This window comes from Paenibacillus sp. OK076 (genome assembly GCF_900110055.1).
Classification (GTDB): Bacteria; Bacillota; Bacilli; order Paenibacillales; family Paenibacillaceae; genus Paenibacillus.
Genome location: NZ_FOCH01000004.1, coordinates 101,126 through 126,635 on the forward strand (window position 1 = coordinate 101,126; position 25,510 = coordinate 126,635).

Below are 25,510 nucleotides of genomic sequence, written 5' to 3' on the forward strand. Positions count from 1 at the left end.
AGTGAAAAGGGGAATTTTCAAAATGAAAAGAGGTTTATCGTTCGTCTTATCGATCATCATGTTGGCTATTTTACTGGCGGCTTGTGGAAATTCTGCTTCCAAAGACGAACAATCGGCCCAAGGTAGCGATAGTGAAAAATCACTGCGCATGGCGCTTGTACTTCCTGAAAAAATCGGGGTTAACCCGTTCTTCGTACAGATGGATGAGGGTTTCAAAAAAGCGGGTGAGGAATTCAAGGTAGATACCAAGACGATTGAATCGACTGACCCGGCTGCATTTGAGCAAAACCTGCGTGCTGCAGTTGCTGAAAACTATGATCTGATTATTACAGCAACGTTCCAGGCAGAAGATGCATTGAAAAAAGTGGCTGCTGAAAACCCGGACAAGTCCTTTGCTATTGTGGACACAACGGTTGATCTGCCTAACGTTCGTAGCGTTGGTTTCCATGAATATGAAGGAGCGTACCTGCTTGGTGCAGCTGCCGGACTGTCTACGAAAACAGACAAAGTCGGCATGATTGCCGCGATGGACGTTCCATTGATCAAGAAATATACAGAAGGTTTCAAAGCTGGTCTGGAATCGGTTAACCCAAAAGCGGAATTCCTCGTGAACTACGTTGGTGGATTTAATGACCCGGCCAAAGCAAAAGAGCTTGCGCTGGTGCAATTCGGCAAAGGGGCTGACTTCATCGCTGGAGCATCTGCTGTAGGCGATCTGGGCGTGTTCGAAGCTGCGAAGGAAAAAGGCTTCTATACTTCCGGTCAGGATACAGACCGTACCGTTGAAGATCCGGAGCATATTGTATTGTCTCAATTGAAGTCAACCGACACGGTTGCTTATCAGACAGTGAAGGATTTTGTAGAAGGAAACTTCAAAGCAGGTGCTGTGAACTACGGCTTGAAAGAAGATGGCGTTGGCTTGACGTATGTAACACGTGACAGCGAATCTCCATTGAATGCTTTTGTTGGACAAGAGGTTATCGACAAGGTTAAAGCGATCAAGGATGATATCGTATCCGGCAAAATCGTTGTGAAAGATCCTTTGCAACAATAGTATTCTTTGTCCCATAGGATGAAGTGATGGAGTTGATCAGCCGGCTGCCCGATCAGGCAGCCGGTTTTGCTGCTATTTAAGACCGAGAGGAGAGAACGCGAGATATGCTGTTGGAGATGGAGCAGATTACGAAGAAATACGGCGGCTTCACCGCTAACCGGGACATCCGTTTTAATTTGCGAGAAGGAGAGATTCATGCCCTCGTGGGTGAGAACGGCGCTGGTAAAACAACCCTGATGCGTATGTTGTACGGAATGGAGCAGCCGACATCAGGCACAATCAAAGTTCGTGGACGCGAGGTCAGCTTCGCTACCCCGTCTCAGGCCATGGCAAGCGGTATCGGCATGGTGCACCAGCATTTCATGCTGTTTCCTTCCTTTACGGTTGCCGAGAACATCGTGATCGGGCGTGAACCGTCTGCGGCAGGTGTATTTGACCGCAAACAGGCAGCGGCCCAGGTGAATGAGTTGGGCAGAACGTATGGCATGCCGGTGGATCCGTGGAAAAAAGTATTTGAATGCCCTCTGGGCATGCAGCAGCGTGTTGAAATTCTCAAGGTGCTGCATCAGGGCGCAGATATCATTATATTGGATGAACCTTCAGCGGTACTGACACCGCTGGAAGTGAAAGAACTGCTCGCGAATATGAAGTCCCTTGCCAAGCTGGGCAAAACCTTCGTATTGATCACGCACAAGCTGCAGGAAGTTATGGATGTGGCAGACCGGATCACGGTTCTTCGGGATGGTCAGGTGACAGGTACATTGGAAGCAAAAGACACGAATGTAGAGGAATTGTCCCGCTTGATGGTAGGTCGTGAGCTGGTTCGCATGGACAAGCAGCCATCCGTTCCGAGAGAAGCGGTGCTTCAGGTGGAAGCGGTCAATCTGTCAGGGGCAGAGGATCGTTCTGCACTCAAGGATATCCATCTGCAAGTGCGGAAAGGCGAGATCGTTGGAATCGCGGGTATTTCCGGCAATGGCCAGTCTGAACTGATCCAGATCATTGCGGGTCTACGCAAGGCAGATAGCGGACGCGTCCTGCTGTCAGGGCAAGATACAACCAATTGGCCAGTGCGGCGCATTCGGGAGCATGGACTTGCCCATATCCCGGAAGACCGTTATATGTGGGGAGCGGCGAAGGATGCGAGCGTCCGTGAAAATGGACTGATGGGCCATCATCACCGGCTCCAATCACGCGGTATCATTAAAGCGAAGGCAGCACGGACCATGGTGGAGAACTGGATCAAGCAGTTCAGCATCAAAACGGGTTCTGCGGAAACAAAGGCACAGTTCCTTTCGGGCGGTAACCTGCAGAAGCTGATTGCTGCGCGTGAGTTTGCCCAGGATACGCCGTTTCTGATTGCGGCTGAACCTACACGGGGTGTAGACATCGGAGCGATGGAGACCATCCACGCTGAATTGCTGCGCAAACGGAATGAGGGGGCGGGTATTCTGCTCGTTTCCTCTGAATTGTCTGAGATTTTGCAATTATCGGATCGGATCATTGTTATGTATGAAGGCGGAATTGCCGGGGAACTGAAGGCAGATGAAGCAACAGAAGAACAGATCAGCTTGTTGATGGCAGGAGGGAAAGAGCGGATATGAATCGGGTAAAAGAAACACTTCGTGGACTCGTACAGCCGCTGCTTGCCGTATTCATCGGTTTGCTGGCAGGTGCTGTAGCCATTCTGGTCGTTGGCGGGTCTGTGGTGGATACGTATGCGGAGATGTGGAAAGGGGCCTTCGGCAACTTCTACTTCTTCACTAACACACTGGCACGTTCGACGCCCATTATTCTTGCAGGGCTGGGCGTAGCCCTGGCGTTCCGCGCCGGATTTTTCAACATGGGTGCTGAGGGGCAGATGGTTCTGGGTGGACTTAGTGCAGCGCTGACGGCGCTCTACCTGCCGGGCCCAGGCTGGTTTGTCTGTATTGCAGCCATTGTGGCGGGGATTATTGCCGGTGGAGTCTGGTCGCTGTTTGCAGGCTGGCTGGATGCCCGCTTTGGCATGAATCTGTTGATTACAACGCTGCTGCTCAACTACATTGCAATATATTTTGGAGGATACATGGTATCCTACCCGTTTAAAGACCGCACGGGATCGGCGGCAATGGCTCAGACGCCCATGATTGATCAGAGTGTCTGGCTGCCGAAGCTGTTCCAGGGCATGGGACTGCATGCCGGCTTCATCATTGCTATTGTGGCAGCGATTCTCATCTACTGGTTCACACACAAGACAGTAACCGGTTATGAGATTCGCATGTTGGGAAGCAATCCTTCGTTTGCAACGTATGGCGGCGTGCGCCGTATCCGCATGATGATGCTGTCCATGATCATCAGTGGTGGACTTGCAGGTCTTGCGGGTGCAGGGGAAGTGTTGGGTACACAGTACCGTTTCCTTGATGGGTCGTTGTCATCTGCAAGTTATGCATGGAGCGGTATTATGGCGACATTGCTTGCCCGCTCGCATCCGCTAGGAACAGCTGTGGCGGCCATCCTGCTTGCAGCGTTGCAGACAGGTGCCATGGGGATGGAACGAAATACGGATGTGCCGCTGGAAGTGGGCAGTGTCATCCAAGCGGTATTGACGTTATTTGTATCGGCTCAGATCGGATATTCATTCCTGAAGCGGAGAAAGGAGAAAAAGTCCAATGCAACAACTGTTTGATGCAGCCATGTTTGGCTCTACCTTGCGGATTATGACGCCGATCCTGCTTGCAGCGCTCGGTGGGGCTTTATGCTCTCGTGTCGGTCTGTTCAACGTGGGTCTGGAAGGACTCGTACTGATCGGTGCTTTCTCCGCTATTGTCGGTAACTATCTGTTCGGTAATGTACTATTGGCCGTACTATTCTCGATTGTGATCGTCATGTTGTTCTCTGCGCTATTTGCCTTTATCAGTATTAATCTGAAGGCCAACGCCATTGTGGTCGGGATCTCGCTTAATTTTCTGGCGACAGGACTGACGACTTTTGCGCTTCGTGCGATTTTTGATGTAAAAGGTGCTTACTATGACAAGGATATGGTGGGACTCCCCAAATGGGACATTCCTCTTATTAAGGACATACCGTGGGTAGGCGATGTGATCTCAGGGCATAGCCCGCTCGTATATCTCGGGATTATTATCGTAATTGCCTTGCAGTTTTATCTGTTCAAAAGTGTCTCTGGTTTCCGTCTTCGTTCCGTGGGTGAGAATCCGGTAGCGGCACAAAGTATCGGCATCAAAGTGCGCGGCATTCAATATGGTGCAGTTCTGATGTGCGGCGTATTGTGTGCCTTGGCGGGCGCACAGTTATCGCTAGGTCAGGTTACGATGTTTACCGAGGGCATGACCGCAGGTCGCGGCTTCATCGCATTGGTAGCAACGATGCTGGGTCAAGCGAATCCGCTTGGCGTTATGGGGTCCAGTGTGCTGTTCGGGTTCATGGAAGCTCTTAGTATCCGATTGCAGGGCTTTGCGCTGCCAACCCACTTTACCATGATGCTGCCGTATATTGTGACACTGGTGGCGATGTTCTTCTTCAAGGACCGTACTTATGCACAAGACGCACTGAAAGCGGGCGGAAGCTCACGTTAATTCCTGAGTGTTATGCTGGAAGCATATAAAGAAGGAGGAATCACACTTGCATAATAAGGCTGAACGTCTGAAAAAAACGAAAAGCCCGGCACCCAAAGCGGGTGCCGAGCACGGAGACCGGCTGCCGCCGGGGCAGGTACTGACCGAGAAATTCCCGATTCTGCACGAAGGTGAAGTGCCGGAATACGACCTTTCCACCTGGGATTTGAAGGTATTCGGTGAAGTTGAAGAGGAGAAAGTATTCTCCTTCGCCGAGCTTCAGGCGATGCCTCAAGTGAACACAGTGAGCGATATTCACTGTGTTACCCGCTGGTCCAAGTTCGACACGCCGTGGGAAGGCATCCGGTTCTCGGATTTTATCAAGCTTCTTGGCGTCAAACCGGAGGCAAAATACGTCATGATCCACGCAGACCATGATTATGAGACCAATGTTCCGCTCGAAGAACTGATGCATGATGATGTATTGCTTGCTTTTAAATTTAACGGTGAGCCGCTCACACCGAAGCACGGTTATCCGCTGCGCTTGGTTGTTCCACAACTCTACTTCTGGAAGAGTGCGAAGTGGATACGCGGTCTGGAATTCATGAAAGAAGATCGCAATGGCTTCTGGGAAGTCAATGGTTTCCATCATTTTGCCGATCCGTTCAAGGAGCAGCGCTTCTCGGGTGAAGATATTCCGATTCCGGAAGACGAATGGACGAAAAAGGAGTTTGATTAAGATGTTGATGCCTATTTTGCAAATTCATTCCGAGGATATGCCTGCATATGCCATTGTCTGTGGTGATCCGGCACGTGCAGAAAAGATCTCCCGTAAGCTGGAGCAGGCAAGAGAACTGGCGTTCAGCCGGGAGTATCGCACGTTTGTAGGATTGTACGAAGGTGTACAAATGGCCGTGGTCAGCCATGGCGTAGGATCACCCGGAGCAGCCGTCTGCTTCGAAGAACTGATCCGGGCAGGGGTAACGACCCTGATTCGTGTAGGTACAGCGGGCTCGTATACCGCGGATTATCCTGCGGGAAGTGTAATCGTCAGTACAGCTGCTGTACGTACGGACGGGCTTACGCGTCAGCTCGTACCGGATGGTTTCCCTGCGGTCGCGGACCTTGGCGTTACGCAAGCGTTAATCGAGGCAACTCGTGAGCATGCAAGTGGAGTGAAAGAAGCTTCTGATGCGGGTAAAGTTGGCGTAGGCATTACCGTTACGCTGGATGCTTTCTTCACCGGGGTTGAAGAGATTCCTCACCGCAAGTACAAGCAGGCGGGTGCTCTTGCCGCTGAGATGGAAATTGCTGCGCTCTACATCGTAAGCACACTGCGCGGTGCTCGTGCCGGAGCTATTGTGGCTATCGATGGATTCGCAGATAGCGACTTGGCGGCAGAGTATGATCCGCATACCAATGCGGTAGCTGATGCAGTAGAGCGTGAGATCGAAGCCGCTCTGCGTGCACTGGCTGCACTCGCTCGCCAGGATCAGGCGTAAAGCTGAGATCATCAGGGTATTTTGTAGTACTACTACTGGTAAAATTGCAAAATACGCAAATGATGTCCATCTGAGGTGGACAATATAAAAGGGCGTCCCATAAGGTCATGAACATGACCTAGGGGGCGCCCTTTTGAATTTGAAATAGAAAGTGACTGGCGCTAGATTGGAAGGTGCAATCGATTCGTTAGCGTTGTCCAAACAACTGCTGCGCCGTCTCAATAAATAACCGGGATGCGGGAGAAGCATCAACAAGTGAAGGAACGGCAATCTCGATATTGCGGTAGGCTTTCGGCTCTGTGGGGAGTGCTTTGACACCCGGAGGCAGCCAGGATAGTGAGATTGCAGGCAGCATGGCGGTTCCGAGTCCCTGTTCAATCATGCTGAGGCAAGTGTTTACGTTATAAACCACAAATCCGAAATGTAATTCTGCATCTGCTCGATTGAACAGATCAACAATCGGTACCTCGTAGCCGCCTTTGCAAATAATCATGGGGTGTTTGTCCAGCATTTGTACGGGAAGTATCTCCTGATCAGCAAAAGGTTCATCGTCCCGAAACACCGCGAGCATCTCTTCGCTATAGAGTGGAAGCGTCTCATAAGCCACTTCTGCTGGCTCTTTGTCGGTTGCAATAATGAGAGCCACATCAATGGCGCGTGAGCTTAACCACTCCTGAATTTCAAGGATGTTCCCCTCGTGCAGTTCAAACTGAATCTGAGGATAGCGATCCCGAATCGAGCGGATAATTTTCGGAAGCAGATGGGCAGATGACATGGGGAAAGAGCCAATACGAATCGTACCAATCTCCAACCCTTTTTCGGCGGCAACGACCTGCTGTACCTTATCAAATTGCTGTAAAATCCGGCGGAAAATGACCAAAATTCGCTGTCCCACATCCGTAAGCACGATGCCGTTCCTGCGATCTCGTATGATTAGAGTGACATCCAGTTCATTCTCCAGCGAAGAGATGGCCCGACTGACTGCGGGCTGTGTCATATTCAGTTCCTGGCCTGCACGGGTGAAACTTCCCGTCTCTGCAATTTTCACAAATAACTGCAACTGTGAGTTGTTCATAACAAATATGGTATGCTCCTTATGATTAACATGCATTTCAATTATTTCGATCATTATTGTATCATGAAGACACGGAACGATCAAAGAACGGATGTAAAACGGGTCTGGATCGGATTCCAAATGGTTTGCAGGCATAGAAAGAGCGCAGGATAATGTACACGATTGATTAAACTGCGCCTGTAGATGTGTGCCGGATAGGAGAATAAACATATGGCTTTATCACGTGCAAAAGCAGGCTGGGTCCTGGCTTTTCTGGTACTCATGTGGGGAGTAAACTGGCCCCTGACCAAATACGCATTAAATTTTACACCGCCGCTTATATTCGCAGGCATGCGCCTGTTAATTGGGGGTCTGGTGCTGGGGTCGTATGCTTTTCCCCGCTACAAAACGCTGCGGCTGAAGCAAACCTGGCATATTTATGCCATATCTGCGGTGCTTAACATCATCTTTTTCTACGGTTTTCAGACCGTGGGGCTGACGGAAGTACCGGCAGGCTTATTTTCATCCATCGTGTTCCTACAGCCTGTGCTGCTCGGAATCGGGGCATGGTTGTGGCTGGGTGAGTCCATGTATGGACTGAAGATTGCCGGATTGGTGCTCGGTTTTGCAGGGGTGGCTACGATCAGTATTGGCGGCATGACAGGCAAAGTATCCCCTGAAGGGGTTATGCTTGGGCTGTTAAGCGCAATTAGCTGGGCGATCGGGACCGTATATATGAAGAGAAATTCAATGAAGGTCGATGGCATCTGGATGACAGCCATTCCGATTCTGATCGGCGGAGTTGTTCTGACGTTGACAGGAACGGTCACAGAGAGCTGGGCTGATGTGCAGTGGGTGCTTCCTTTTATACTGGATACGCTGTTTATTTCGGTGTTTGTCATTGCGTTGGGCTGGCTCGCGTTCTTCAAACTGGTCAGCTCCGGTGAAGCCAGCAAAGTAGGATCGTTTACGTTCCTGATTCCGTTGATTGCCCTTCTATGCAGTGTGCTGTTCCTCGGAGAGTCGGTGACGGTCAATTTGATCGCAGGTCTGGTCATGATTATTGCAAGCATTCTGCTTGTGAATGTTAAAGTGAAAGGCAGTAAGGTAGCGAAAATATAAAGTATGCGGTGAACTTTCTCAAATTGGCTGTTGTAGCTGAAAGGGAAGGTTCGCCTTTTTTTGGTTAAACCGAGAAAAGAAGAGGGGATGCAGGTGCAACAGCGAATTGTATTTGCGTGGTATGTCATTAAATTAAGAGGGTGATTGAATATGGGCTGGAGTGAATTACGTGAAATCCCGAATGAATACAGCGATGAGGTACAGCAGATTGATGAGCAACTCTTGAAGATGGTTACAGCCAGAAAGAACATAACCGGAACTACCCAATACCAGCCCCCTAAAGATGTCATCGATAAATGGGTGAAATTACTGGATATGAAGGAGGAAGATATCCGTTATGTACTCCGTAGCGTGCAGCCGATGCCGCAAAGGCACTACTTTCCACGTGAACCCCTCCAATTGAAGAGTGTGGTGCCGATCATGAAGAAAACAATCAAAGATTCGTGTGAGTATATGATCACGCATTCGATGCAATATGAAGGAGAAAGTCTCGTCTATGTGGAGATTCAATATAAGGGGAATAATGCTGAGCGTATACAAATGGTACCACATTTAGCTCTGGAGATAATCGGTGCACAGATACATACAACCATGAGACACGGCAGTCGTGGAGGCGGTGGCGAGACACAACTCACTTTCCGAGTAATTCCTGCCCTTCCTTCTTCTCTGGAAAACGTGCGATTCTCCTTAATTCCTTCAATACCAGAGTTGGAATACAAAGTGGAGGAAGTCTTTTTGGATAAACAGGTGGACTTCGATTAACAGGAATCAGGATTTATCATGAAAAATGACGTATGGATGATGCGCATGTACTAAGGGCGCACGATCTATACGTCATTATGTTTATCACGGGAAATAATGCCTTTCTCCTTCTCATAGGCTTCAATATGCTGTTCAATCAGATACTCAATTTGCATCGCGATGGATCGTTTGTTTTTGTCAGCAATCACTTTAATTTTCTCGAAATTCTTTTCTCGCAGCCTAAGTGTAAAGACTCTTTTATCTGTAGCCATGAAATATAAAACTCCTCTAAAAATGATATTAATATTGTAGCATTACATGCTAAATTTCATTTTTCATCAAAGTGGAATACATAAATCAGAGGATATAATTCCTCGTCAGAATGACAATGCAATAAATGGGTAAGTTATATATAGGAACATCACCATGATATCGAAAAGGAGGACTCCAGCATGACACAGAACAATCAACCTCAGGATGAGGCGGCAATTCGCAACAAACTGGATGAAGACGGGGATTCCTTGATGGAGAAAAAGAAAATTTTGAGCGGTGTGGATATTGAGCCGCAAGCAGACGAGTGGTCTGCGAAACCTTCACCTGTAGCATTTGATGAAGGTAAATCATCCAAAGAATAAGAGGTACCAGATATAGGTTGAGAAGAAGCGGGTACCGTTAAGGTATCTGCTTTTTTTTATAAAATAAGAAAAGGATTAGCTCTGGATGAGGGTCATCGTTCTGATATTTAAGGTAATTGTCCGCAACACGCAGTCGGGGTTCATGAAGCACATCGACAGATGTTTTTTTGTTGTATAATCATGGAAACGTTTTGTGAGGGGAGAATGTGAAGATGAGTGAGATTAACATTAGACGGGCTGTCATCGGAGATTATAAGGGAGTATCTGCATTAATGGACGAGCTTCATCGCCTGCATGTAGAGGCCAGGCCAGACGTATACAGAGAGCTGCAGCCGAGAATGAGTCATAAGGAATATGAACAACTACTAGAAACGGATCATCGTCATCTCTATGTTGCGGAATTGCTGGAACAGGGTGAGATTGTTGGATATGCGAGCGCACAGTTAAATGTTATTCAGAATGTGACTTTGTTAAACGATCGAAGGATGTTATACATCAATGAAATCATCGTTGGCAGCAAACATCGTGGACATGGGACAGGTAAACTGTTAATGCAGGTGTTAATTGAACTTGGTAAAGAAATTCAGGTTGACAGTGTTGAACTGACCGTGTCTACATTTAATACCGGTGCACAGGCTTTCTATGAGCAGTTGGGTCTGTCTGTACGCAGCAGCAGAATGGAATACATACTATAATGCACCTGTTCGAAGACGATTCAGATGTCTGGAAGTTAGTGTAGACGTAGGAAGCATGGAATACATCCATTTGATTTGCAGCAAAATAAAAATAAAGAAATGGTCTTGCATACCCCCATGGGGTATGTTACTCTTATAACAGAACGAAAGAAAAGGGGTGTTCGCGATGGAACATCAGAGCCATCCCAAGGAACCTTTGGAGTCATCCGTAACAGAGGTGAACGAAGTGTCACAGTCCGATGATCAGCAAGCTGATTCATGTCATACGGCAGGCAGTGATGGAAAGCATGTGCGCAAGAGCCATCACTCCCAAGAGATGAAGGGCAACCTGATTTCGCGATTGAACCGTGTTGAAGGACAGATCCGCGGGATCAAGGGCTTGATCGAAAAGGACACCTATTGTGATGATGTGCTGACGCAGATCGCGGCGGCTCAGTCTGCTCTTAATTCAGTAGGCAAGCTGTTGCTGGAAGGTCATATGAAGAGCTGTATCGTTGAGCGTATTCAGGCCGGAGAGCATGAAGTTGTGGATGAATTATTGGTAACGGTAAGGAAGTTAATGAAGTAATTATTTTTGAATGAATTCATCATTTATATATCTAAGGAGGAACTATCCATGTCTAATATTACGTTGAACGTTACAGGAATGTCTTGCAATCACTGTGTGAAATCGGTTGAAGAAGCCGTGAAGAATGCGGGAGCGAGTGGTCAGGTTGATCTGGCAGCAGGAACTGTCGCAGTTGAATATGACGAGCAAAAAGTCAATGTGGATCAGATCAAGGCAGCCATTGAAGATCAAGGGTATGACGTAGTCTAATCATCGCAGGCTTAAACTGAACTTGCCTTTGCATGGAAAGGAATTCAACAGCTCTTTTCCGATAAATAAGTTCATTGTTTAAGCCTGATTTTTCGTCTTTTATATACCCCTTGGGGGTATTGAATGAATAGAATATTTCATAGAGAAAGGAGCTAACAACATGGATAAGTCATCAACAACGGCAAACGCAACAGCATCAGAATCCGCACCATCGCCAGAAGCAGCTGGATTACAGACAACTCTGCAAATTACAGGCATGACCTGTGCTGCCTGCTCTACCCGGATTGAGAAGGGATTGTCCCGAATGGAAGGGGTCAATCAGGCGAATGTGAACCTCGCCATTGAACAAGCAACGGTATCCTATGATCCGAAGACAACGAACATCAATGCTTTGCGGGATAAGGTGGAGGCGCTTGGCTACGGTACAGTAACGGAATCCGTGGATCTGGACATTACAGGCATGACCTGTGCTGCTTGTTCTGCTCGAATCGAAAAGGGTCTTTCCCGGTTACCGGGTGTATCCCGAGCTAACGTGAATCTGGCGCTTGAGACGGGACATGTGGAGTTCGCAGCGGGAGCGTTGAAAGCATCCGATATTACGGCGAAGATCAAGCAGCTTGGTTATGGCGCGGAATTGCAGCAGACACAGGAAGATACCCAATCAGTGCGAGAGCGTGAATTACAGCGCAAAAAGTGGAAATGGATGATCTCCGCCCTGTTATCTTTGCCGCTGCTTTGGGCCATGGTGGGTCACTTCTCATTCACTTCGTGGATCTGGGTACCGGACCTGTTCATGAACCCATGGTTCCAACTGGTGTTGGCAGCGCCAGTACAGTTTGTGATCGGATGGCAATTCTATGTAGGAGCCTATAAAGCGCTGCGCAATGGCAGTGCCAATATGGATGTACTGGTTGCTTTGGGTACAAGTGCAGCGTTCTTCTACAGTCTGTATCTGACCCTGATCAGCGGCAATGCAGCTTCGACCATGATGGATCATGGCGGGGCGGGCATGGCTGCAGCAGCCATGCCAACTGTGGAACTATATTATGAGACGAGTGCAATCCTGATTACGTTGATCCTATTGGGAAAATGGTTCGAAGCCGTAGCCAAAGGGCGCTCTTCTCAGGCGATCAAGAGCCTCATTGAACTGGCTCCACGTGAAGCCAGAGTGATTCGTGATGGACAGGAGGTTATTGTACCGTCGGCATATGTTGTGGTAGGTGATCTCGTTCTGGTCAAACCCGGAGACAGCATTCCTGTGGATGGCATCGTGGAGGAGGGGCAGTCTTCTGTTGACGAATCCATGTTAAGCGGAGAGAGCCTGCCCGTGGATAAAAAACCGGGGGACACCGTTACAGGCGCTACGCTGAACAAAAATGGAGTATTACGACTGCGTGCCACCCGCGTTGGCTCGGACACGGCATTATCTCAGATTATTAAAGTAGTTGAGCAAGCGCAGGGTTCCAAAGCCCCTATTCAGCGGATTGCCGATGTGATTTCAGGCATCTTTGTTCCGATTGTTGTAGGCATCGCGGCAGTGACGTTCCTGATCTGGTATTTGTTCGCAAGTCCCGGTGACTTTGCCGGTTCGCTGGAGAAGGCGATTGCTGTTCTGGTCATTGCCTGTCCTTGCGCGCTGGGCCTTGCAACGCCAACGTCTATTATGGCTGGATCGGGACGTGCGGCGGAATACGGTGTATTGTTCAAAGGCGGCGAACATCTGGAATCGGCACAGCAGATCCAGACCGTTGTATTGGACAAAACAGGTACAGTTACCCAAGGCAAGCCCGTGCTTACAGATGTGGTGACCGCTCCAGAGTGGTCGGAAGCAGAGCTGTTGCAGCGAGTGGGGGCAGCTGAGCAGAGTTCGGAGCATCCTTTGGCTGAGGCGATTGTAGAAGGAATCCGAGCTAAAGGTCTGGAGTTAACCCAATCCGAGCAATTCGAGAACATACCGGGATATGGTGTGCGAGCTCGGGTTCAGGGACAAGAGGTCCTGGTCGGGACACGTAGACTGCTTACGGATGCGAAGGTGAATGTCTCCGAGGAAACCATGCAGCAGATGAACAACCTTGAAGAACAAGGGCGTACAGCGATGCTGGTCGCGGTAGACGGTCAATGGGCTGGGGTTGTTGCCGTGGCTGACACTATCAAGGATACTTCACGGGAAGCCATTCAGCGGCTTCATGCTATGGGAATCGATGTCATCATGATTACGGGAGACAATGAGCGGACAGCACGCGCTGTAGCGGAGCAAGCCGGAATTAATAAAGTTCTGGCTGAGGTGCTGCCAGAGGGTAAAGCGGCAGAAGTGAAAAAACTTCAGGAAAGTGGCCTCAAGGTAGCGATGGTTGGAGATGGAATCAACGATGCTCCGGCCCTTGCTACAGCCGATATTGGTATGGCGATTGGAACCGGAACCGATGTAGCGATGGAAGCAGCGGATATTACGCTAATGCGCGGGGACCTGAACAGTATTGCAGATGCGATCGAGATGAGCCGGCGCACGATGGGCAATATCAAGCAGAACCTGTTCTGGGCACTTGGTTATAACGTGATTGGTATTCCAATTGCAGCAGTGGGCTTCCTGGCTCCTTGGTTGGCAGGTGCGGCCATGGCGTTCAGCTCCGTGTCGGTTGTACTGAATTCGCTGCGTCTGCAACGAATGAAACTGAAAAGCAATGACTGATGTCCATTGAGGGACGTGATTCAACTTTTTATTATGCTCAAAAGTAAGCAAGGTGCGGTCCGCTACGGCGATCCGCGCCTTTTTTTGTTGGGGAACGATGTTTGAGATATGTTAAAGGAGCTGTCCTTTCCTTGTTAAAAGAGGTGAGGATGTGAAGTGATGTCCTCTTATGAAATGGAATTCATTGTTTGCGAAACACATCTTTATCTTTCTGAACCTTTCAGAAATAGTTTGACAATATAGACATATAGACTTAAAATTTAAAACGATCGTTTGATTTAAACAATCGTTTACATCAAATTCGAACTAATGAGTAATGGAGGACATCATTTATGTTGCAGGCTTTACGTATATTGTTGAAAAAACCGCCAGTAATTGTGGGGATCGTGACGGCACTTATGTTCCAAGTGATCTTCAGCGTGATCTGGATGACAGCATATTCCGGAGTGAATGACCGGATGAATGAATTGACGGTTGCCGTTGTCAATGAGGATGGAGAGCAGTCCAAGGGGATCGCAGATCGTATGGCTGAGACACTTCCTTTTCATACCGTAACGAATCTCAGTGCTGCTGAAGCACTTGACCAGTTAAATCATCGCAAGATTCATATGGTGCTCAATATTCCTGCAGGGTTTAACGAGATGATTCAGACAGCCGGTTCCACTGCCGAAATCAAATACACCATTAACGAGGCGAACCCGGTGACGATCAAAAGCATGATGCAAGGTGTATCGCAAAGTGTGACGAACACGATTAACAAGCAAGCAACCGCACAAGGTGTGCAAGCTGTGTTGACCGCTTCCGGAGCGCCTGCAGCTCAGGCAGCTGAAGCTGCTGCCAACCTGACTACACGAGTGGAAGGTACAACCACTTCCATTAATCCGGTTAACGGCATGAACAACCAAATGGTTCCGATGATGATGGTACTCGCTTCTTATGTGGGAGCCATGATTATGGGGATGAACCTGCAGACAGCGATGGGTATGCTGTCCGCTACTCACTCCCGCTGGACATTGTTCGGTGCCAGAGTGGTTATCAATCTGGGGTCTGCTCTTGTCGTTTCCCTGCTGGGATCATCACTGATAGTGTCCCTGGGCGGACAGATCGAGCAAGGATTTATCGCATTCTGGTTGTTCCAGGCGTTGTTCCTCTGCACGTTCATGTTCTTCTCCCAGTTCTTCCTGATCTGCTTTGGACCAGCGGGAAGCTTGTTCAACATCATTTCCCTGTCCCTGCAACTGGTATCCTCCGGTGCAATGGTGCCACGTGAATTGCTGAACAGTTTCTACAGTGGTATTGGCCAGTATCTGCCAGCCACATATGCCGTTCAAGGTGTTCTGAGCGCTCAACTGGGCGGTCCTGGAGTTCAAGCCGCTGCTGGCTCGATTACCATTGTATTGCTGGTTGCTGTAGCCCTTTCCCTGGTGGTGACGTTGTTGAAAAAACAACGCATGCCAGTTGGGGCACCAAGCCCGGCTCAAATGAACAGCTAATATTCCAGACGTAATGGTTGGTCTTCATAGGATATGATCAAGCACCCCGGTGATATTCACCGGGGTGCTTGGTTTAATAGTAGCTTAAGGTGGCTAGCCTTGCAGGATTGCAGGCCACACACCTTGCGCTTTGATGCACAAACTTTCATAATGAAACGATAGAGTAGTCTCGCTGCAGCCTGGTGAGCTGGAGCAAATGAATAGAACGGACAAGAGGAGCGGACGGAATGACGGAACCGGAATTGGATATAAAAACGAGGATTTTGCTTGCAGCCAAGAAGCTTTTTGCACAGCAGGGGTATGACGGGACAAGTGTTCGTCAAATCTGTGATGAGGCGGGTGCAAATGTATCGCTGGTCTCGTATCATTTTGGCGGAAAAGAAAAGGTGTTTGAAGCCTTATTTGAACACTTTTTTCCTGATCATATGATGAACGAGTTGGCTGAAGAGTCCATGTCCTCCCCCGTGGAGGGTATCCGACGAATCATAGGTGAAGTCGTAAAGTTCACGATGACGGACCGGGAGATGAGCGATATTGTGCAGCTTGAAATTACGCTGCGTACCCATCGTACAGCTACCGTGTTTCGTTTTCTGGACCCCGTCTGGACCAGAGTGAGAGAACTGCTGCAAGAAGGCAAGGAGCAGGGCGTGTTTCAGATTGAGTCCGTATCTTATGCGATGCTTCAGGTCATGGGTGTGGCTTTGGCACACAAACGGGCCAAGAATTCACGATTTAGCTTTGACTATCAGGACATGAACACAGATGAGCTGGCCGAGCAGACCATTGAATTCGTACTACGAGGATTGGGAGTGAATAGCGATGAACGAAACCATTGAATTGATGATGAAGCACCGCTCTGTGCGGAAATTCAAGTCAGACCCGGTAAGTGAGGAACAGCTGGCAGCCATCGTGGCGGCCGGGCAGATGGCTTCCTCTTCAAGTAGTGTACAGGCCTATACTGTAATTGCTGTTACCGAACAGGAGCAGAAGGCCAAATTGGCTGAATTGGCAGGCAATCAGTCTTACGTGAACGAATGCCCTGTGTTTCTCGTATGGTGTGCTGATCTATATCGGTTAAGTGATGCTGCCAAGCGTCATTTGCCTGAAAAGGAATCCTATGAGGACTCCACTGAAAACTTTATGGTGGCGACAATCGATGTAGCACTCGCATCGCAAAATGCTGCACTTGCAGCAGAGTCACTGGGTTTCGGAATTGTATATATTGGTGGGCTGCGCAATCGCATTGAGGAAGTTAGCGAAGTATTGGGCTTGCCTGAGGGAGTATATCCAGTATATGGAATGTGTATTGGTGTTGCTGATCAGGAGACGGGTATTCGTCCGCGTCTACCGCTGGATGCGGTCTTACACCATGGCCGCTATAACGCCGAGCAGACCCTCAAAGGCGTCGAGAGCTATGACGAAACGACTGCTGCATACATGAAGGAGCGCACCCAAGGGGAACGCTCTACGCCGTGGTCCGAAATGATGGCGAAACGTCTCACAGAGCCGGTACGTCTACAGATGAAGCCATTCCTCGAAGGCAAAGGATTCTTGAAACGTTAAGCGTAAATACAAAAGAAGTCAGTTCGGCGGATGCCAACTGACTTCTTTTTTGTATACTATACTGTACCCATTTAGTTGAGGAATCAGCACAAGACTGGACGCCAACTCGTCTCTAAGGGAGACCGTAGAAGCGTTTCGTATTCTGATAAAAGAGACGCGCAGCCCGCTCCGTTCCCATACCGGTCACTTCACTCCAAGCTTGAATGACCTGTCTCGTCATGGCAGGGTGCGTCATTCTTCCCTGGAAAGGTCCCTCGAAGGGCCAAGGCCCATCGGTCTCTGCCATAACCTGCTCGGAAGGATACTGGCGAGCTAATTCGCGAATTTCCTCTTCGTATATGATATCAGGTGTGAATGAGACGAAATATCCGTTGTCAGCCATTCGCTGGACGGTCCGCTTGGAACCCTTGAACCAGTGAAAATGAGCCCGGCGATGATGATATTGCTCCAGCAGATCACAGGCGATATCGGCATCCTCGTATACAGCGTGCAGTATAATCGGTTTACCGTGTCGCTTGGCTAGCTGGATAAATCGCTCCAACAGATCGATATAGCCGCGCTGATCAAAGCATTGTCCTAATTGTTCGGCTTCCTGTCGGTTGTAATAAGGCAATCCAACTTCCCCAATCGCTGTGGCTTGTTCCATATGCTTTTCGATCCAGTCGAAGAACAGATCCTGCTCTGCCAGGGACGGCAGGGGCTGCTCCGGATGGAAGCCAAAGGCCGGATATACGGTACGGGGGTATTGTGAAGCGAGTTCCAGGTTGGTCTGGGCAGATGCCAGATTCATGGAAACGGCGATGACGGCCTCAACCTGTTGGGACGGGAAGGAATGCAGCATCTCACGTTGTTCTTCAGGTGTATATTTGTCCAGGTGAAGATGGGCATCGATCAAGGGTGCAAAAGCGGTTGATTGCATGGCTGGACCCCTCCTTTTTATCTTTTACCAATGATACGCAGAGTAGTTAATCTTAGATCACCCATTTTAGGAAAATAATAACTTAAAAACCCGCACTATTTAGATAGGCGGGTTTTCTGCTGTTCTTCTCTCATCCACTGGGAAATCTGCCGTTTCCGTTCAAGAAAAGCAGACTCCTCCGTAATCGCTTCCCGACGTGGACGATCAAAGGGAACATCGACCTCGTGAAGTACAGTCGCAGGCCGATTCGACAGGACGTAGATACGGTCAGCGAGCAGCAGTGCTTCCTCGATATTATGCGTAATGAACAGCACCGAGCGGCGGTTTTGTTCCCAGATATCGAGCAGCCAGCGCTGCATATCGCTGCGGGTCAGTGCATCCAGCGCACTGAAAGGCTCGTCCAGCAGCATCAGCTCCTGCGGACTGAGTAGGGCGCGCAGAAAGGCAACCCGCTGCTGCATACCGCCCGATAACATATGCGGATAGGCTTGTTCGAACCCGGCCAGTCCGACACTGCCCAGCCACTTTCGGGCATCTGCAAGCGCCTCAGCCCGGGGGGGTGCATCCGCAGACACTTCACCTGCAAGCAGCACATTGTCCTCAATGGTACGCCATGGGAAGAGGGCAGGCTGCTGCGGCATATAGCTAATCTTGCCGCGTTGCCCGGTAACATTCTGACCATTCATCAGGATTTGTCCCTCCTGTGGTTTCAGCAGGCCGCCGATGATGTGAAACAGGGTGCTTTTGCCGCAGCCGGAAGGGCCGACGATGGCTACGAATTCTCCTTGTTCCACGGTCAGGGACAGGCCATCCAGAACAGGCAATGTGCTGCGTCGCTCGCGGAACGAAGCATGCACGTTCAGAACTTCGAGCGCTGGTGATGATTGATGTGCAGGTAAGGCCACGTTTTCTTGCTCGGGACCTCCGCTGCTCGTTGGAAGGGTTGCACCTTCATCCGGCTCAGCAGCTACCCGCTCGTTGTGTTCGGGTGTCATCTTGTCATCACTTCCTAACCTTTATAGGGTGCATATATTTCAAAGTTATCGCTTTTGTGGTCGCCAGCGTACGAGCAGCTTCTCCAGTAGCGCAATGAGCAGGAAGAGCAGCAGGCTCAGTGCTACAATAATCATGATTGCCACGAAAAGACGATCCGTCCGATAGGCTGATTTTTGCAGCATCATATAATAACCGATCCCCTTATCTGCACCGATCCATTCGGCGATAATCGCACCCATGACGCTGTACGTAGCGGCGATTTTAATCCCCGAGAATACCGAGGGCAATGCATGTGGAAGTTCGAGCTTCCAGAAGATTTGGCCGCGTTTTGCACCAGCCATGCGCATATAGTTCATCATCGCTGCATCGGTGCGGGTCAACCCGTCCATAGCAGCTACAGCCACCGGGAAGAAGCAGACCAGGATGATAGTAATCAATTTGGGCAGCAGCCCAAATCCGAACCAGATTAACAGGAGCGGCGCGAGCGCGATGGTCGGAATATTTTGACTAAGGATAAGTAATGGATAGAGTGCAGATTTCAAAAATGGAATCAAATGCAGCACCATCGCAATCAGTAATCCCACGAGCGTACCTGCTGCGAACCCAATCAATGTCAGCTGGATTGTTGCCCATGCATGCATGCCAAGTCGATCTGCTTGGGACGCTGCTTCATGGGCGATGTCCGAAGGCGCAGGCAGCATCCATTTCTCAATATGGAACAGGGAGACAGCTCCCTGCCATATCGCTATAAAGAGAATAACCGCCACAAAGGGCGGCCATACGCTTTTCCAATAGGCATGCATTAGCGATATTTCTCCGTCAGGGTGTCCATGCTGAAGCCGCTTGGGCTATGGGCGATCTTGATCTGTGAGATGATGCTTGGACTGCCGGCTTCCACGAGAACTTCGTGCATTTTGCGGACAACCTCCAGCAGTTCCTCCAGTTCACCCTCCATCGTGGTATCCAGTGCATTAACCTGATATTTCAAGCCGGACTGCTGAATCACTTCAATGGCACGATCAACATAAGGATAGGAATTTTCGCCATTTGGCGTTTTAGGAATGACTTGAATGCTAAGTAGTGTGCTTGCCATGAAAGATCACTTTTCCTTTCGAGTTAAATTGCATGAGTTAAACCAGCTTTACACTTGACCACTCCGATTGCAGTACCCTCTTCCGATCGCTGTTATCCCCGAATTTTTTTGATTTCATTTTCCGCAAGGGGAAAATCCGGGGATAAAGGCGACCACTTCGTTTCTTCAGATGGGTTCTGCACTCTTCGTTCTGGTGTAAAAAAAAGTTAAACTTAAAAAATTTTTATTGGGGTAAGAACTCGTTTGTATACGCTTTGGATACATCTACCTGCTCATCGAGCAGTTTTTTGCTAAACATCCAATCTGTATAGTTCTGCCATACTTCCTGCTTCTGCTCACCCCAGCGCGGTGCGTCATCCTGATATTTCGGACTCAGCCACTTCTGGCTTGCGAGTACGAGGTCCTTATCCAGATCCGGTACGGCCTTGATCAGAATGTTCGCAGCGTCTTCGGGATGATCAATCGCATATTGATATCCTTCGGAAGTGGCTTTCAGGAATGCTTTGACCAGCTCGGGATCGTTCTGAATCGTCTTTTCATTGGTAACGAGTACAGGAGTGTAGTAGTCCAGTGCCTCGGAATAATCCTTCACATATAACATGTCGATCGGTTCGCCGCGCAGTTCGGCTTCAATACCCGTCCACGCGTAGAAAATCCAGGCAAAGTCGATATCACGTTTCACAGCGGTGAAAAAGTCGGCGTCACCCATGTTAATGTTTTTCACTTTGGATACATCGGCGCCTTCACCTTCCATAATGGATTGCATCACGGCTTCTTCGACTGGGGAACCCCAGCCGCCATAGGTTTTGCCTTCAAAATCTTTGGGAGACTTGATGTTTCGATCCACCGGAGCGGCAAATCCGGACGTGTTATGCTGAATAACCGCAGCGATGGACACGAGTGGTACGCCTTGTGTGCGGGCCTGAGTCACGCTCTCCTGATAACTTACGCCAAAAGGCACTTCATTTGATGCAACCATCGTATCTGCGCCACCGGCACCTGGTTGTACAATCTCTACGTTCAAGCCTTCGGCCTTGTAAAAACCTTGATCTACGGCCGCATACAGGCCGGTATGATTCGTATTTGGTGTCCAGTCCAGCACTACTTTAATGTCCTTGAGGGCTGCGTTGTCACCTTCATTGCTGTTTTCGGTATTGCTGCTGCCAGTTTCTCCTGAAGGTGCAGCTTCTTTGCCGCCACATGCGGCCACAGCCACTAGTAGTACGCATAAGAGCATTAGGCCCATCATTTTACGCCATCTCATCTTCATTTCTCTCCTTCATGTTGTCCGGCCAGTGGCACGGGGTACTCCTTGGCTTCATATCCAAGCATCTTGCATAAATCGACAGATTTATACCAGCTATGATCCGGATGACGTCATTTTTTTTAGCTCTCTGGCTATATAAAAGAACATTAAAAAAGCGCCCCGTTAATCCGGGACGCGTGCAGGCGTTAGAGATGTGGCACTCAGCAAAGAGGCTGGGCCAATTCGATATACTCCGATTCCTACGCTGGCATGATCCAGATCAGGTCTAAGGGTCAGTATCTTGGTGGGATACACTCTCAGTCGGCCTATTCCGACTCCCCTGGGAAACTATGAAGTTACGGGCATTACTATGTGTAATTATAGGCCAGAGGCCTATGCATGTCCAGTCAGGAACTGGATGGGGACACGTATGAAGTTATCAAACAGGCCGTTATACATATGTATAACGGCCTGTTAAGATGTGTGATTTTCAACAATTATCGTGGCGAATCATATAAGGAAATCTGACTGAGTGCAAAAGCATCGGATTTCGGGTCATAGCCTACCTGTTTCTGAGTGGCTTCCAGATTCAACCGTTTAAACCTATTATTCGATATCCCATGCAGTATGGTGAAGGGCTCCAGCTCTGTAGCTGTAATTGCTTTGAACATCAAATTACACAAGTCAGCCGGACTAATATACGCGCTCATATCCCTTGCCTCCAGCACGGGTCCATCCGGTTGAAAATCATCATATGCACCGATACGTATTGCAACACTTTGTAAACCTTCGGTATACGCAAAATAGGAAGCAAGCGATTCTCCAAAACATTTGCTAACCCCGTACAAATTCCGTGGGCGTGTCGGCATGTCTGGATAGACCTGAGCATCAATGGGATACCCCTCGATCGTCTGTGCACTGCTTGCCAGAATGACTCTTTGCACACCTTGGTCCTTGGCTGCACGGAATACATTAAATGTACCTTTGATATTGATGTCCAACAACGATTCATAGAATCCGGCATGCGGGGAAGGATCTCCCGCCAGATGTACAACCACATCCATGCCTTCGCAAGCGTGCTGACAGGCTTCGGGATCTGTCACATCCAGTGTCATGATCTCATGGTCTGTCCCTTGATACGTATGCAGTCTGTCGATATTCAAATCTGTTAGTCGCAGGTGAAATGCTTCTGACAAGTGTTGGGACACGTCACGTCCAATTTTTCCGGCTGCACCGGTAATTAAAATGTTCATAAAAATCAGCTCCAATTTTTAGCGCTGGAAGAACTCAATCCATTCCTTTTCAGGTCCATAGATGAAGAAATAACGGTAACCGTTAGGCAGTGTAATCATCTCTCCATCAATAAACTCGGCCTCGGTTTCTTTAATGCGGTTATACTCGGCCTCAAGGTCATCGACATGGATGGCAAAGTGGTGCACCGTACCTTCGGAAGGCAGCTTGTCGCTGTATCCCTGAATCAACTCAATCTCGGTCTCATCGCTTCCGTTGAAGCCGAGAAAGGCGAGCTGAATGACACCGTTGGTATGGGTTACCCGGTCTTTCAATTCAAGACCAACAATCTCCGTGTAGAAACGCAGCGTGGTCTCCAGATCGCGAACGGCAATGCCGACGTGGTCAATGCGCTTTTGAAAACTCATAATCAAAAATCCTCCTTTAAATATGCAGTGGATCTTTTCTACCATTTTAAGGGATATCATAGGGCTGTACTACGGGGTTGTCAAATCCGATTTTTAATTTGGGAAAATTATAATTGTTCACAGAATGTTCACTTATGAGGAAGGCTTCATCATCTCTATAATTACGAAGGTAAACAGAGAGGATGAGAGATTTGCCAACGACGAAGAAAGAACAGATTGTTTTTGGAATGATGATGTGCACAGGAATGGTCATCGTCATGATGACTTTCAATTTATGGCACAATGGGTTATTGAGCAAGATGTCCGCGCTAGATATACTGCTTCAATTCATATTGTGTTTTATTATTGCGTTTCTGGTGGAGTTCTTCATTGTTGGACCTGTAGCGAGAAAAATTGCATTTTCCTTACCTTTTGACAAATCCAATAAAATTTTGGGCGTGCTCGCTATGTCATTTTTCATGGTCATTGGGATGGTTCTGATCATGTCCTTGTACGGAATGATTTCCGCTTATCTTGCGAATCAGTTAAATGGAGCCTCCGTACTAAGTACGTATCTTCATACGATTGCTCGTAATTTCAGTCTGGCGCTTCCTTACCAAATTATTATTCTGGGACCACTCGTTCGATATGTATTCGGTAAATTCATTAAGGATAAGGGGAGTGTAGTCCCTTCAACCTAAATAACGTTAGTTCCGATTTAGAGCACCTGAAAGTATTTCCTGGGCAATCTTGTGCAAATAAATAGATCGTATGATCACCTTCAATGAAAGGTGATCTGAGGCAAAGGTAGGACACTTTCTACCATGATTACAGCGCTAACGAATCGAGAACATCTTATTAGGCCGGTTTTTAAGGAATGAAAAATCTAACGAATCTCAGCGGCGTTATTATGCTAAGAAACTGCAACGAGACCTTGATTTGGAGCTAATTATCTAGAATAACGTCTCTAGGATTCGTTAGATTTCAAACATGCAGAAATGGAGATGAATAGCGTGTACCAGGTTCGTTAGAACAGAATAACGCTACAACAAAATGTCCACCGCCAATTCATGGCGGTGGACATCTCAATCTCTATAATAGGTATTCTATTTCTGATTCTAATTCTCAGGTCTGCCTCGACACATAACTGTTAAGTCACTGTATCGACCACATGTTTGTTCTGCCATTGATACGCAATCACGCTGATCATCAGCAGACCAACTGCTAAAATGGCAAGCATCCATGCGGACTGGTTAACCTCCAGATGGTCCAGACTCCAGCCTGTAACCAAAGGCAGAATGGCACCACCAACCCCACCTGACGCAATCAGGATGCTGGGCGTTGATTCTTCTGTTCCAGGCAGCATTTTGCTGGCGAAGACGAGGGCAATGGAGAATACACCAGATAATGCGAGCCCGAGCAACAGAATGATCAGAAATGCCGACCAGATCTGGTTGGTAAAAGGAAAGATCATCAGCAGCACAACTGCTGCAAGGCAACTGTACAGAACGTAGACGCGATATTGGAATTTCTCCGCAATATATCCGGCAAACAGTCGTCCAACGGACATGGCGATCCAGAAGCAGGTAACACTAAGTGCAGCACCTGCTTCCTTCATGTTCATTTTCTCAATCAGAATGGCTGGCATGAAGTTGGCAAGGCTCATTTCAGTGCCGACATAGAGAAAGAAAAATAAAACAAATAAAGACAGAAGAGCCAAATTACGGCCGTGATAGGTTGAGCGAGTTGGTTTAATGTCTTCAGGATTCGATCCTTGAGGCAATTCAGCAGCTTGAGTGTGTACAGAAGTCTGGTCTGAGCTGCGTCGACTCAGCTCGTTGTCCAGCTCACCGAATGAACTTTTGGCCCAGAAGATAAAAGTCATCGCTGCACAGACGGCAACCACGAGGAACGACATGCGCCAGTACCCGGCAGAAATCAGACCGCTGGCAATGAGCGGCATGACCATGGCGCCGATACCAAATAACACTTCAAGTCGGCTCATGGCAACCGCCGTGTTATCTTTAATTGCTGCAATGATAATTGTACCGATGACAGCTTCTATCATACCGAATCCGAATCCGGCTGCAGGTGCAATGACGAACATCCAGCCCCAAGGAGGCAGCAGCATATAGGATAACTCTGCAATGCAGAGCAACGCTGCGGCAATTAATAGACCGCCTCGTTTCCCGAAGCGTTTATTCAACCACGGAGATAACAATACACCACCCAGGAACCCGGCAAATTGGGCAAATATCAGTGTGCCTCCCTGACTATAATCCTTGCCATAATGTTCAAGAGCAACGGGTAGGATGGAGCCGAGAACCACATGGGCAAGTCCGATGAGGAAATAGGACAAGCATCCAATCCAAAGCAATTTTTTCATGAAGAAAAACTCCTTCTAGATATTATGTTATGTAGTAAGTCTGCCATTCAGGAGTATTTCCTAAAAACAAACAATCTCTATCATAACAGGACATGTAAGGGTATGCACGGATAACTTGCAATGGAGGCTAAAGTTCGTATATACTGAAAAACAACAATTACAGATCGGACCATGCCGTTGAAGAGCATCCAACTCGGAGGCGTTTTCGCCAGGGGAGCGAACCATTCCCCAAGTTAACCGGAACCGCCCGTTATCGCGGACCAAGAGGCTGAACCAGAATATTCTGGTTCAGCAAGTTGGGTGGCACCGCGAGC

Annotated in this window: 27 protein-coding genes and 1 riboswitch; of the genes, 17 read left to right on the forward strand and 10 right to left on the reverse strand. The window is 48.6% G+C overall.

Annotated features, from left to right (window positions below; translation table 11 throughout):
* Positions 1 to 22: 22 nt before the first annotated feature.
* From BMY78_RS25265 to BMY78_RS25290, 6 genes are all read left to right on the forward strand, one after another.
* Positions 23 to 1,054 (forward strand): BMP family lipoprotein, encoded by a 1,032-nt coding sequence (locus BMY78_RS25265; protein ID WP_090904099.1) that lies wholly within the window; start codon positions 23 to 25, stop codon positions 1,052 to 1,054.
* Between the two features lie 104 nt (positions 1,055 to 1,158).
* Positions 1,159 to 2,658: an ABC transporter ATP-binding protein gene (locus BMY78_RS25270; protein ID WP_090904100.1), complete on the forward strand. Its 1,500-nt coding sequence runs from the start codon at positions 1,159 to 1,161 to the stop codon at positions 2,656 to 2,658.
* Entirely contained in the window at positions 2,655 to 3,722 is a 1,068-nt protein-coding gene (locus tag BMY78_RS25275) for an ABC transporter permease (protein ID WP_024632283.1), read from the forward strand. Before BMY78_RS25270 ends, BMY78_RS25275 begins: the two co-directional genes overlap by 4 nt.
* A complete protein-coding gene (locus BMY78_RS25280; RefSeq protein ID WP_076290669.1) occupies positions 3,706 to 4,629 on the forward strand; it encodes an ABC transporter permease in 924 nt (307 codons plus the stop codon). The genes BMY78_RS25275 and BMY78_RS25280 overlap by 17 nt, the downstream gene beginning before the upstream one ends.
* 46 nt (positions 4,630 to 4,675) lie before the next feature.
* The gene (locus BMY78_RS25285) at positions 4,676 to 5,347 is read left to right on the forward strand and encodes a sulfite oxidase-like oxidoreductase (protein WP_053779836.1); all 672 of its coding nucleotides are present in this window, start codon (positions 4,676 to 4,678) and stop codon (positions 5,345 to 5,347) included.
* Between the two features lies 1 nt (position 5,348).
* Complete coding sequence (locus BMY78_RS25290) at positions 5,349 to 6,110, forward strand: nucleoside phosphorylase (RefSeq protein ID WP_090904101.1); 762 nt, start codon at positions 5,349 to 5,351, stop codon at positions 6,108 to 6,110.
* Positions 6,111 to 6,297: 187 nt separating this feature from the next.
* On the opposite strand, the gene BMY78_RS25295 is transcribed toward BMY78_RS25290, so the two are convergent.
* On the reverse strand, positions 6,298 to 7,185 hold the full coding sequence (locus tag BMY78_RS25295) for a LysR family transcriptional regulator (protein ID WP_090904102.1): 888 nt from the start codon (positions 7,183 to 7,185) through the stop codon (positions 6,298 to 6,300).
* A gap of 210 nt (positions 7,186 to 7,395) precedes the next feature.
* Here BMY78_RS25295 and BMY78_RS25300 point away from each other — a divergent pair, with 210 nt between their 5' ends.
* Positions 7,396 to 8,286 carry a DMT family transporter gene (locus tag BMY78_RS25300; RefSeq protein WP_090904103.1) on the forward strand — a complete coding sequence of 297 codons (891 nt, stop codon included), beginning with the start codon at positions 7,396 to 7,398 and terminating at the stop codon, positions 8,284 to 8,286.
* A 150-nt stretch (positions 8,287 to 8,436) separates the two neighbouring features.
* Complete coding sequence (locus BMY78_RS25305; protein ID WP_090904104.1) at positions 8,437 to 9,048, forward strand: hypothetical protein; 612 nt, start codon at positions 8,437 to 8,439, stop codon at positions 9,046 to 9,048.
* Between the two features lie 65 nt (positions 9,049 to 9,113).
* Here BMY78_RS25305 and BMY78_RS25310 read toward each other — a convergent pair whose 3' ends face one another.
* Positions 9,114 to 9,299, reverse strand: coding sequence for a hypothetical protein (locus BMY78_RS25310; RefSeq protein WP_090904105.1), 186 nt, complete (start codon positions 9,297 to 9,299; stop codon positions 9,114 to 9,116).
* A gap of 180 nt (positions 9,300 to 9,479) precedes the next feature.
* Between BMY78_RS25310 and BMY78_RS25315 the strand changes: the two genes are divergently transcribed.
* From BMY78_RS25315 to nfsA, 8 genes are all read left to right on the forward strand, one after another.
* Positions 9,480 to 9,662, forward strand: a complete 183-nt coding sequence (locus BMY78_RS25315; RefSeq protein WP_063566250.1) for a hypothetical protein — start codon at positions 9,480 to 9,482, stop codon at positions 9,660 to 9,662.
* Between the two features lie 212 nt (positions 9,663 to 9,874).
* A complete protein-coding gene (locus BMY78_RS25320) occupies positions 9,875 to 10,357 on the forward strand; it encodes a GNAT family N-acetyltransferase (protein ID WP_090904106.1) in 483 nt (160 codons plus the stop codon).
* Between the two features lie 166 nt (positions 10,358 to 10,523).
* The gene (locus tag BMY78_RS25325) at positions 10,524 to 10,925 is read left to right on the forward strand and encodes a metal-sensitive transcriptional regulator (protein WP_090904107.1); all 402 of its coding nucleotides are present in this window, start codon (positions 10,524 to 10,526) and stop codon (positions 10,923 to 10,925) included.
* Positions 10,926 to 10,973: 48 nt separating this feature from the next.
* Positions 10,974 to 11,174 carry a copper ion binding protein gene (locus BMY78_RS25330; protein ID WP_090904108.1) on the forward strand — a complete coding sequence of 67 codons (201 nt, stop codon included), beginning with the start codon at positions 10,974 to 10,976 and terminating at the stop codon, positions 11,172 to 11,174.
* A 160-nt stretch (positions 11,175 to 11,334) separates the two neighbouring features.
* Positions 11,335 to 13,863, forward strand: coding sequence for a heavy metal translocating P-type ATPase (locus BMY78_RS25335; RefSeq protein ID WP_256222413.1), 2,529 nt, complete (start codon positions 11,335 to 11,337; stop codon positions 13,861 to 13,863).
* A gap of 332 nt (positions 13,864 to 14,195) precedes the next feature.
* The gene (locus BMY78_RS25340) at positions 14,196 to 15,356 is read left to right on the forward strand and encodes a YhgE/Pip domain-containing protein (protein ID WP_090904109.1); all 1,161 of its coding nucleotides are present in this window, start codon (positions 14,196 to 14,198) and stop codon (positions 15,354 to 15,356) included.
* 227 nt (positions 15,357 to 15,583) lie between these two features.
* Positions 15,584 to 16,192, forward strand: a complete 609-nt coding sequence (locus BMY78_RS25345) for a TetR family transcriptional regulator (protein ID WP_090904110.1) — start codon at positions 15,584 to 15,586, stop codon at positions 16,190 to 16,192.
* Positions 16,176 to 16,919 (forward strand): oxygen-insensitive NADPH nitroreductase, encoded by a 744-nt coding sequence (gene nfsA / locus BMY78_RS25350; RefSeq protein ID WP_090904111.1) that lies wholly within the window; start codon positions 16,176 to 16,178, stop codon positions 16,917 to 16,919. The genes BMY78_RS25345 and nfsA overlap by 17 nt, the downstream gene beginning before the upstream one ends.
* Positions 16,920 to 17,031: 112 nt before the next feature.
* On the opposite strand, the gene BMY78_RS25355 is transcribed toward nfsA, so the two are convergent.
* From BMY78_RS25355 to BMY78_RS25385, 7 genes are all read right to left on the reverse strand, one after another.
* The gene (locus tag BMY78_RS25355) at positions 17,032 to 17,838 is read right to left on the reverse strand and encodes a TatD family hydrolase (RefSeq protein ID WP_090904112.1); all 807 of its coding nucleotides are present in this window, start codon (positions 17,836 to 17,838) and stop codon (positions 17,032 to 17,034) included.
* 95 nt (positions 17,839 to 17,933) lie between these two features.
* Positions 17,934 to 18,833 carry an ABC transporter ATP-binding protein gene (locus BMY78_RS25360; protein ID WP_090904113.1) on the reverse strand — a complete coding sequence of 300 codons (900 nt, stop codon included), beginning with the start codon at positions 18,831 to 18,833 and terminating at the stop codon, positions 17,934 to 17,936.
* A 45-nt stretch (positions 18,834 to 18,878) separates the two neighbouring features.
* Positions 18,879 to 19,637, reverse strand: coding sequence for an ABC transporter permease (locus BMY78_RS25365; RefSeq protein WP_090904114.1), 759 nt, complete (start codon positions 19,635 to 19,637; stop codon positions 18,879 to 18,881).
* Positions 19,637 to 19,927 (reverse strand): thiamine-binding protein, encoded by a 291-nt coding sequence (locus BMY78_RS25370; protein ID WP_090904115.1) that lies wholly within the window; start codon positions 19,925 to 19,927, stop codon positions 19,637 to 19,639. Before BMY78_RS25370 ends, BMY78_RS25365 begins: the two co-directional genes overlap by 1 nt.
* Positions 19,928 to 20,150: 223 nt before the next feature.
* Positions 20,151 to 21,191 (reverse strand): ABC transporter substrate-binding protein, encoded by a 1,041-nt coding sequence (locus BMY78_RS25375; protein WP_090904116.1) that lies wholly within the window; start codon positions 21,189 to 21,191, stop codon positions 20,151 to 20,153.
* Positions 21,192 to 21,412: 221 nt separating this feature from the next.
* Positions 21,413 to 21,525: riboswitch (TPP riboswitch) on the reverse strand.
* Between the two features lie 145 nt (positions 21,526 to 21,670).
* The gene (locus BMY78_RS25380; RefSeq protein WP_090904117.1) at positions 21,671 to 22,426 is read right to left on the reverse strand and encodes an NAD-dependent epimerase/dehydratase family protein; all 756 of its coding nucleotides are present in this window, start codon (positions 22,424 to 22,426) and stop codon (positions 21,671 to 21,673) included.
* A gap of 18 nt (positions 22,427 to 22,444) precedes the next feature.
* On the reverse strand, positions 22,445 to 22,831 hold the full coding sequence (locus tag BMY78_RS25385; RefSeq protein WP_090904118.1) for a VOC family protein: 387 nt from the start codon (positions 22,829 to 22,831) through the stop codon (positions 22,445 to 22,447).
* 191 nt (positions 22,832 to 23,022) lie between these two features.
* On the opposite strand from BMY78_RS25385, the gene BMY78_RS25390 reads away from it, so the two are divergent.
* Positions 23,023 to 23,511: a DUF2798 domain-containing protein gene (locus BMY78_RS25390; protein ID WP_090904119.1), complete on the forward strand. Its 489-nt coding sequence runs from the start codon at positions 23,023 to 23,025 to the stop codon at positions 23,509 to 23,511.
* Between the two features lie 449 nt (positions 23,512 to 23,960).
* Here BMY78_RS25390 and BMY78_RS25395 read toward each other — a convergent pair whose 3' ends face one another.
* A complete protein-coding gene (locus tag BMY78_RS25395) occupies positions 23,961 to 25,196 on the reverse strand; it encodes an MFS transporter (RefSeq protein ID WP_090904120.1) in 1,236 nt (411 codons plus the stop codon).
* Positions 25,197 to 25,510 lie beyond the last annotated feature (314 nt).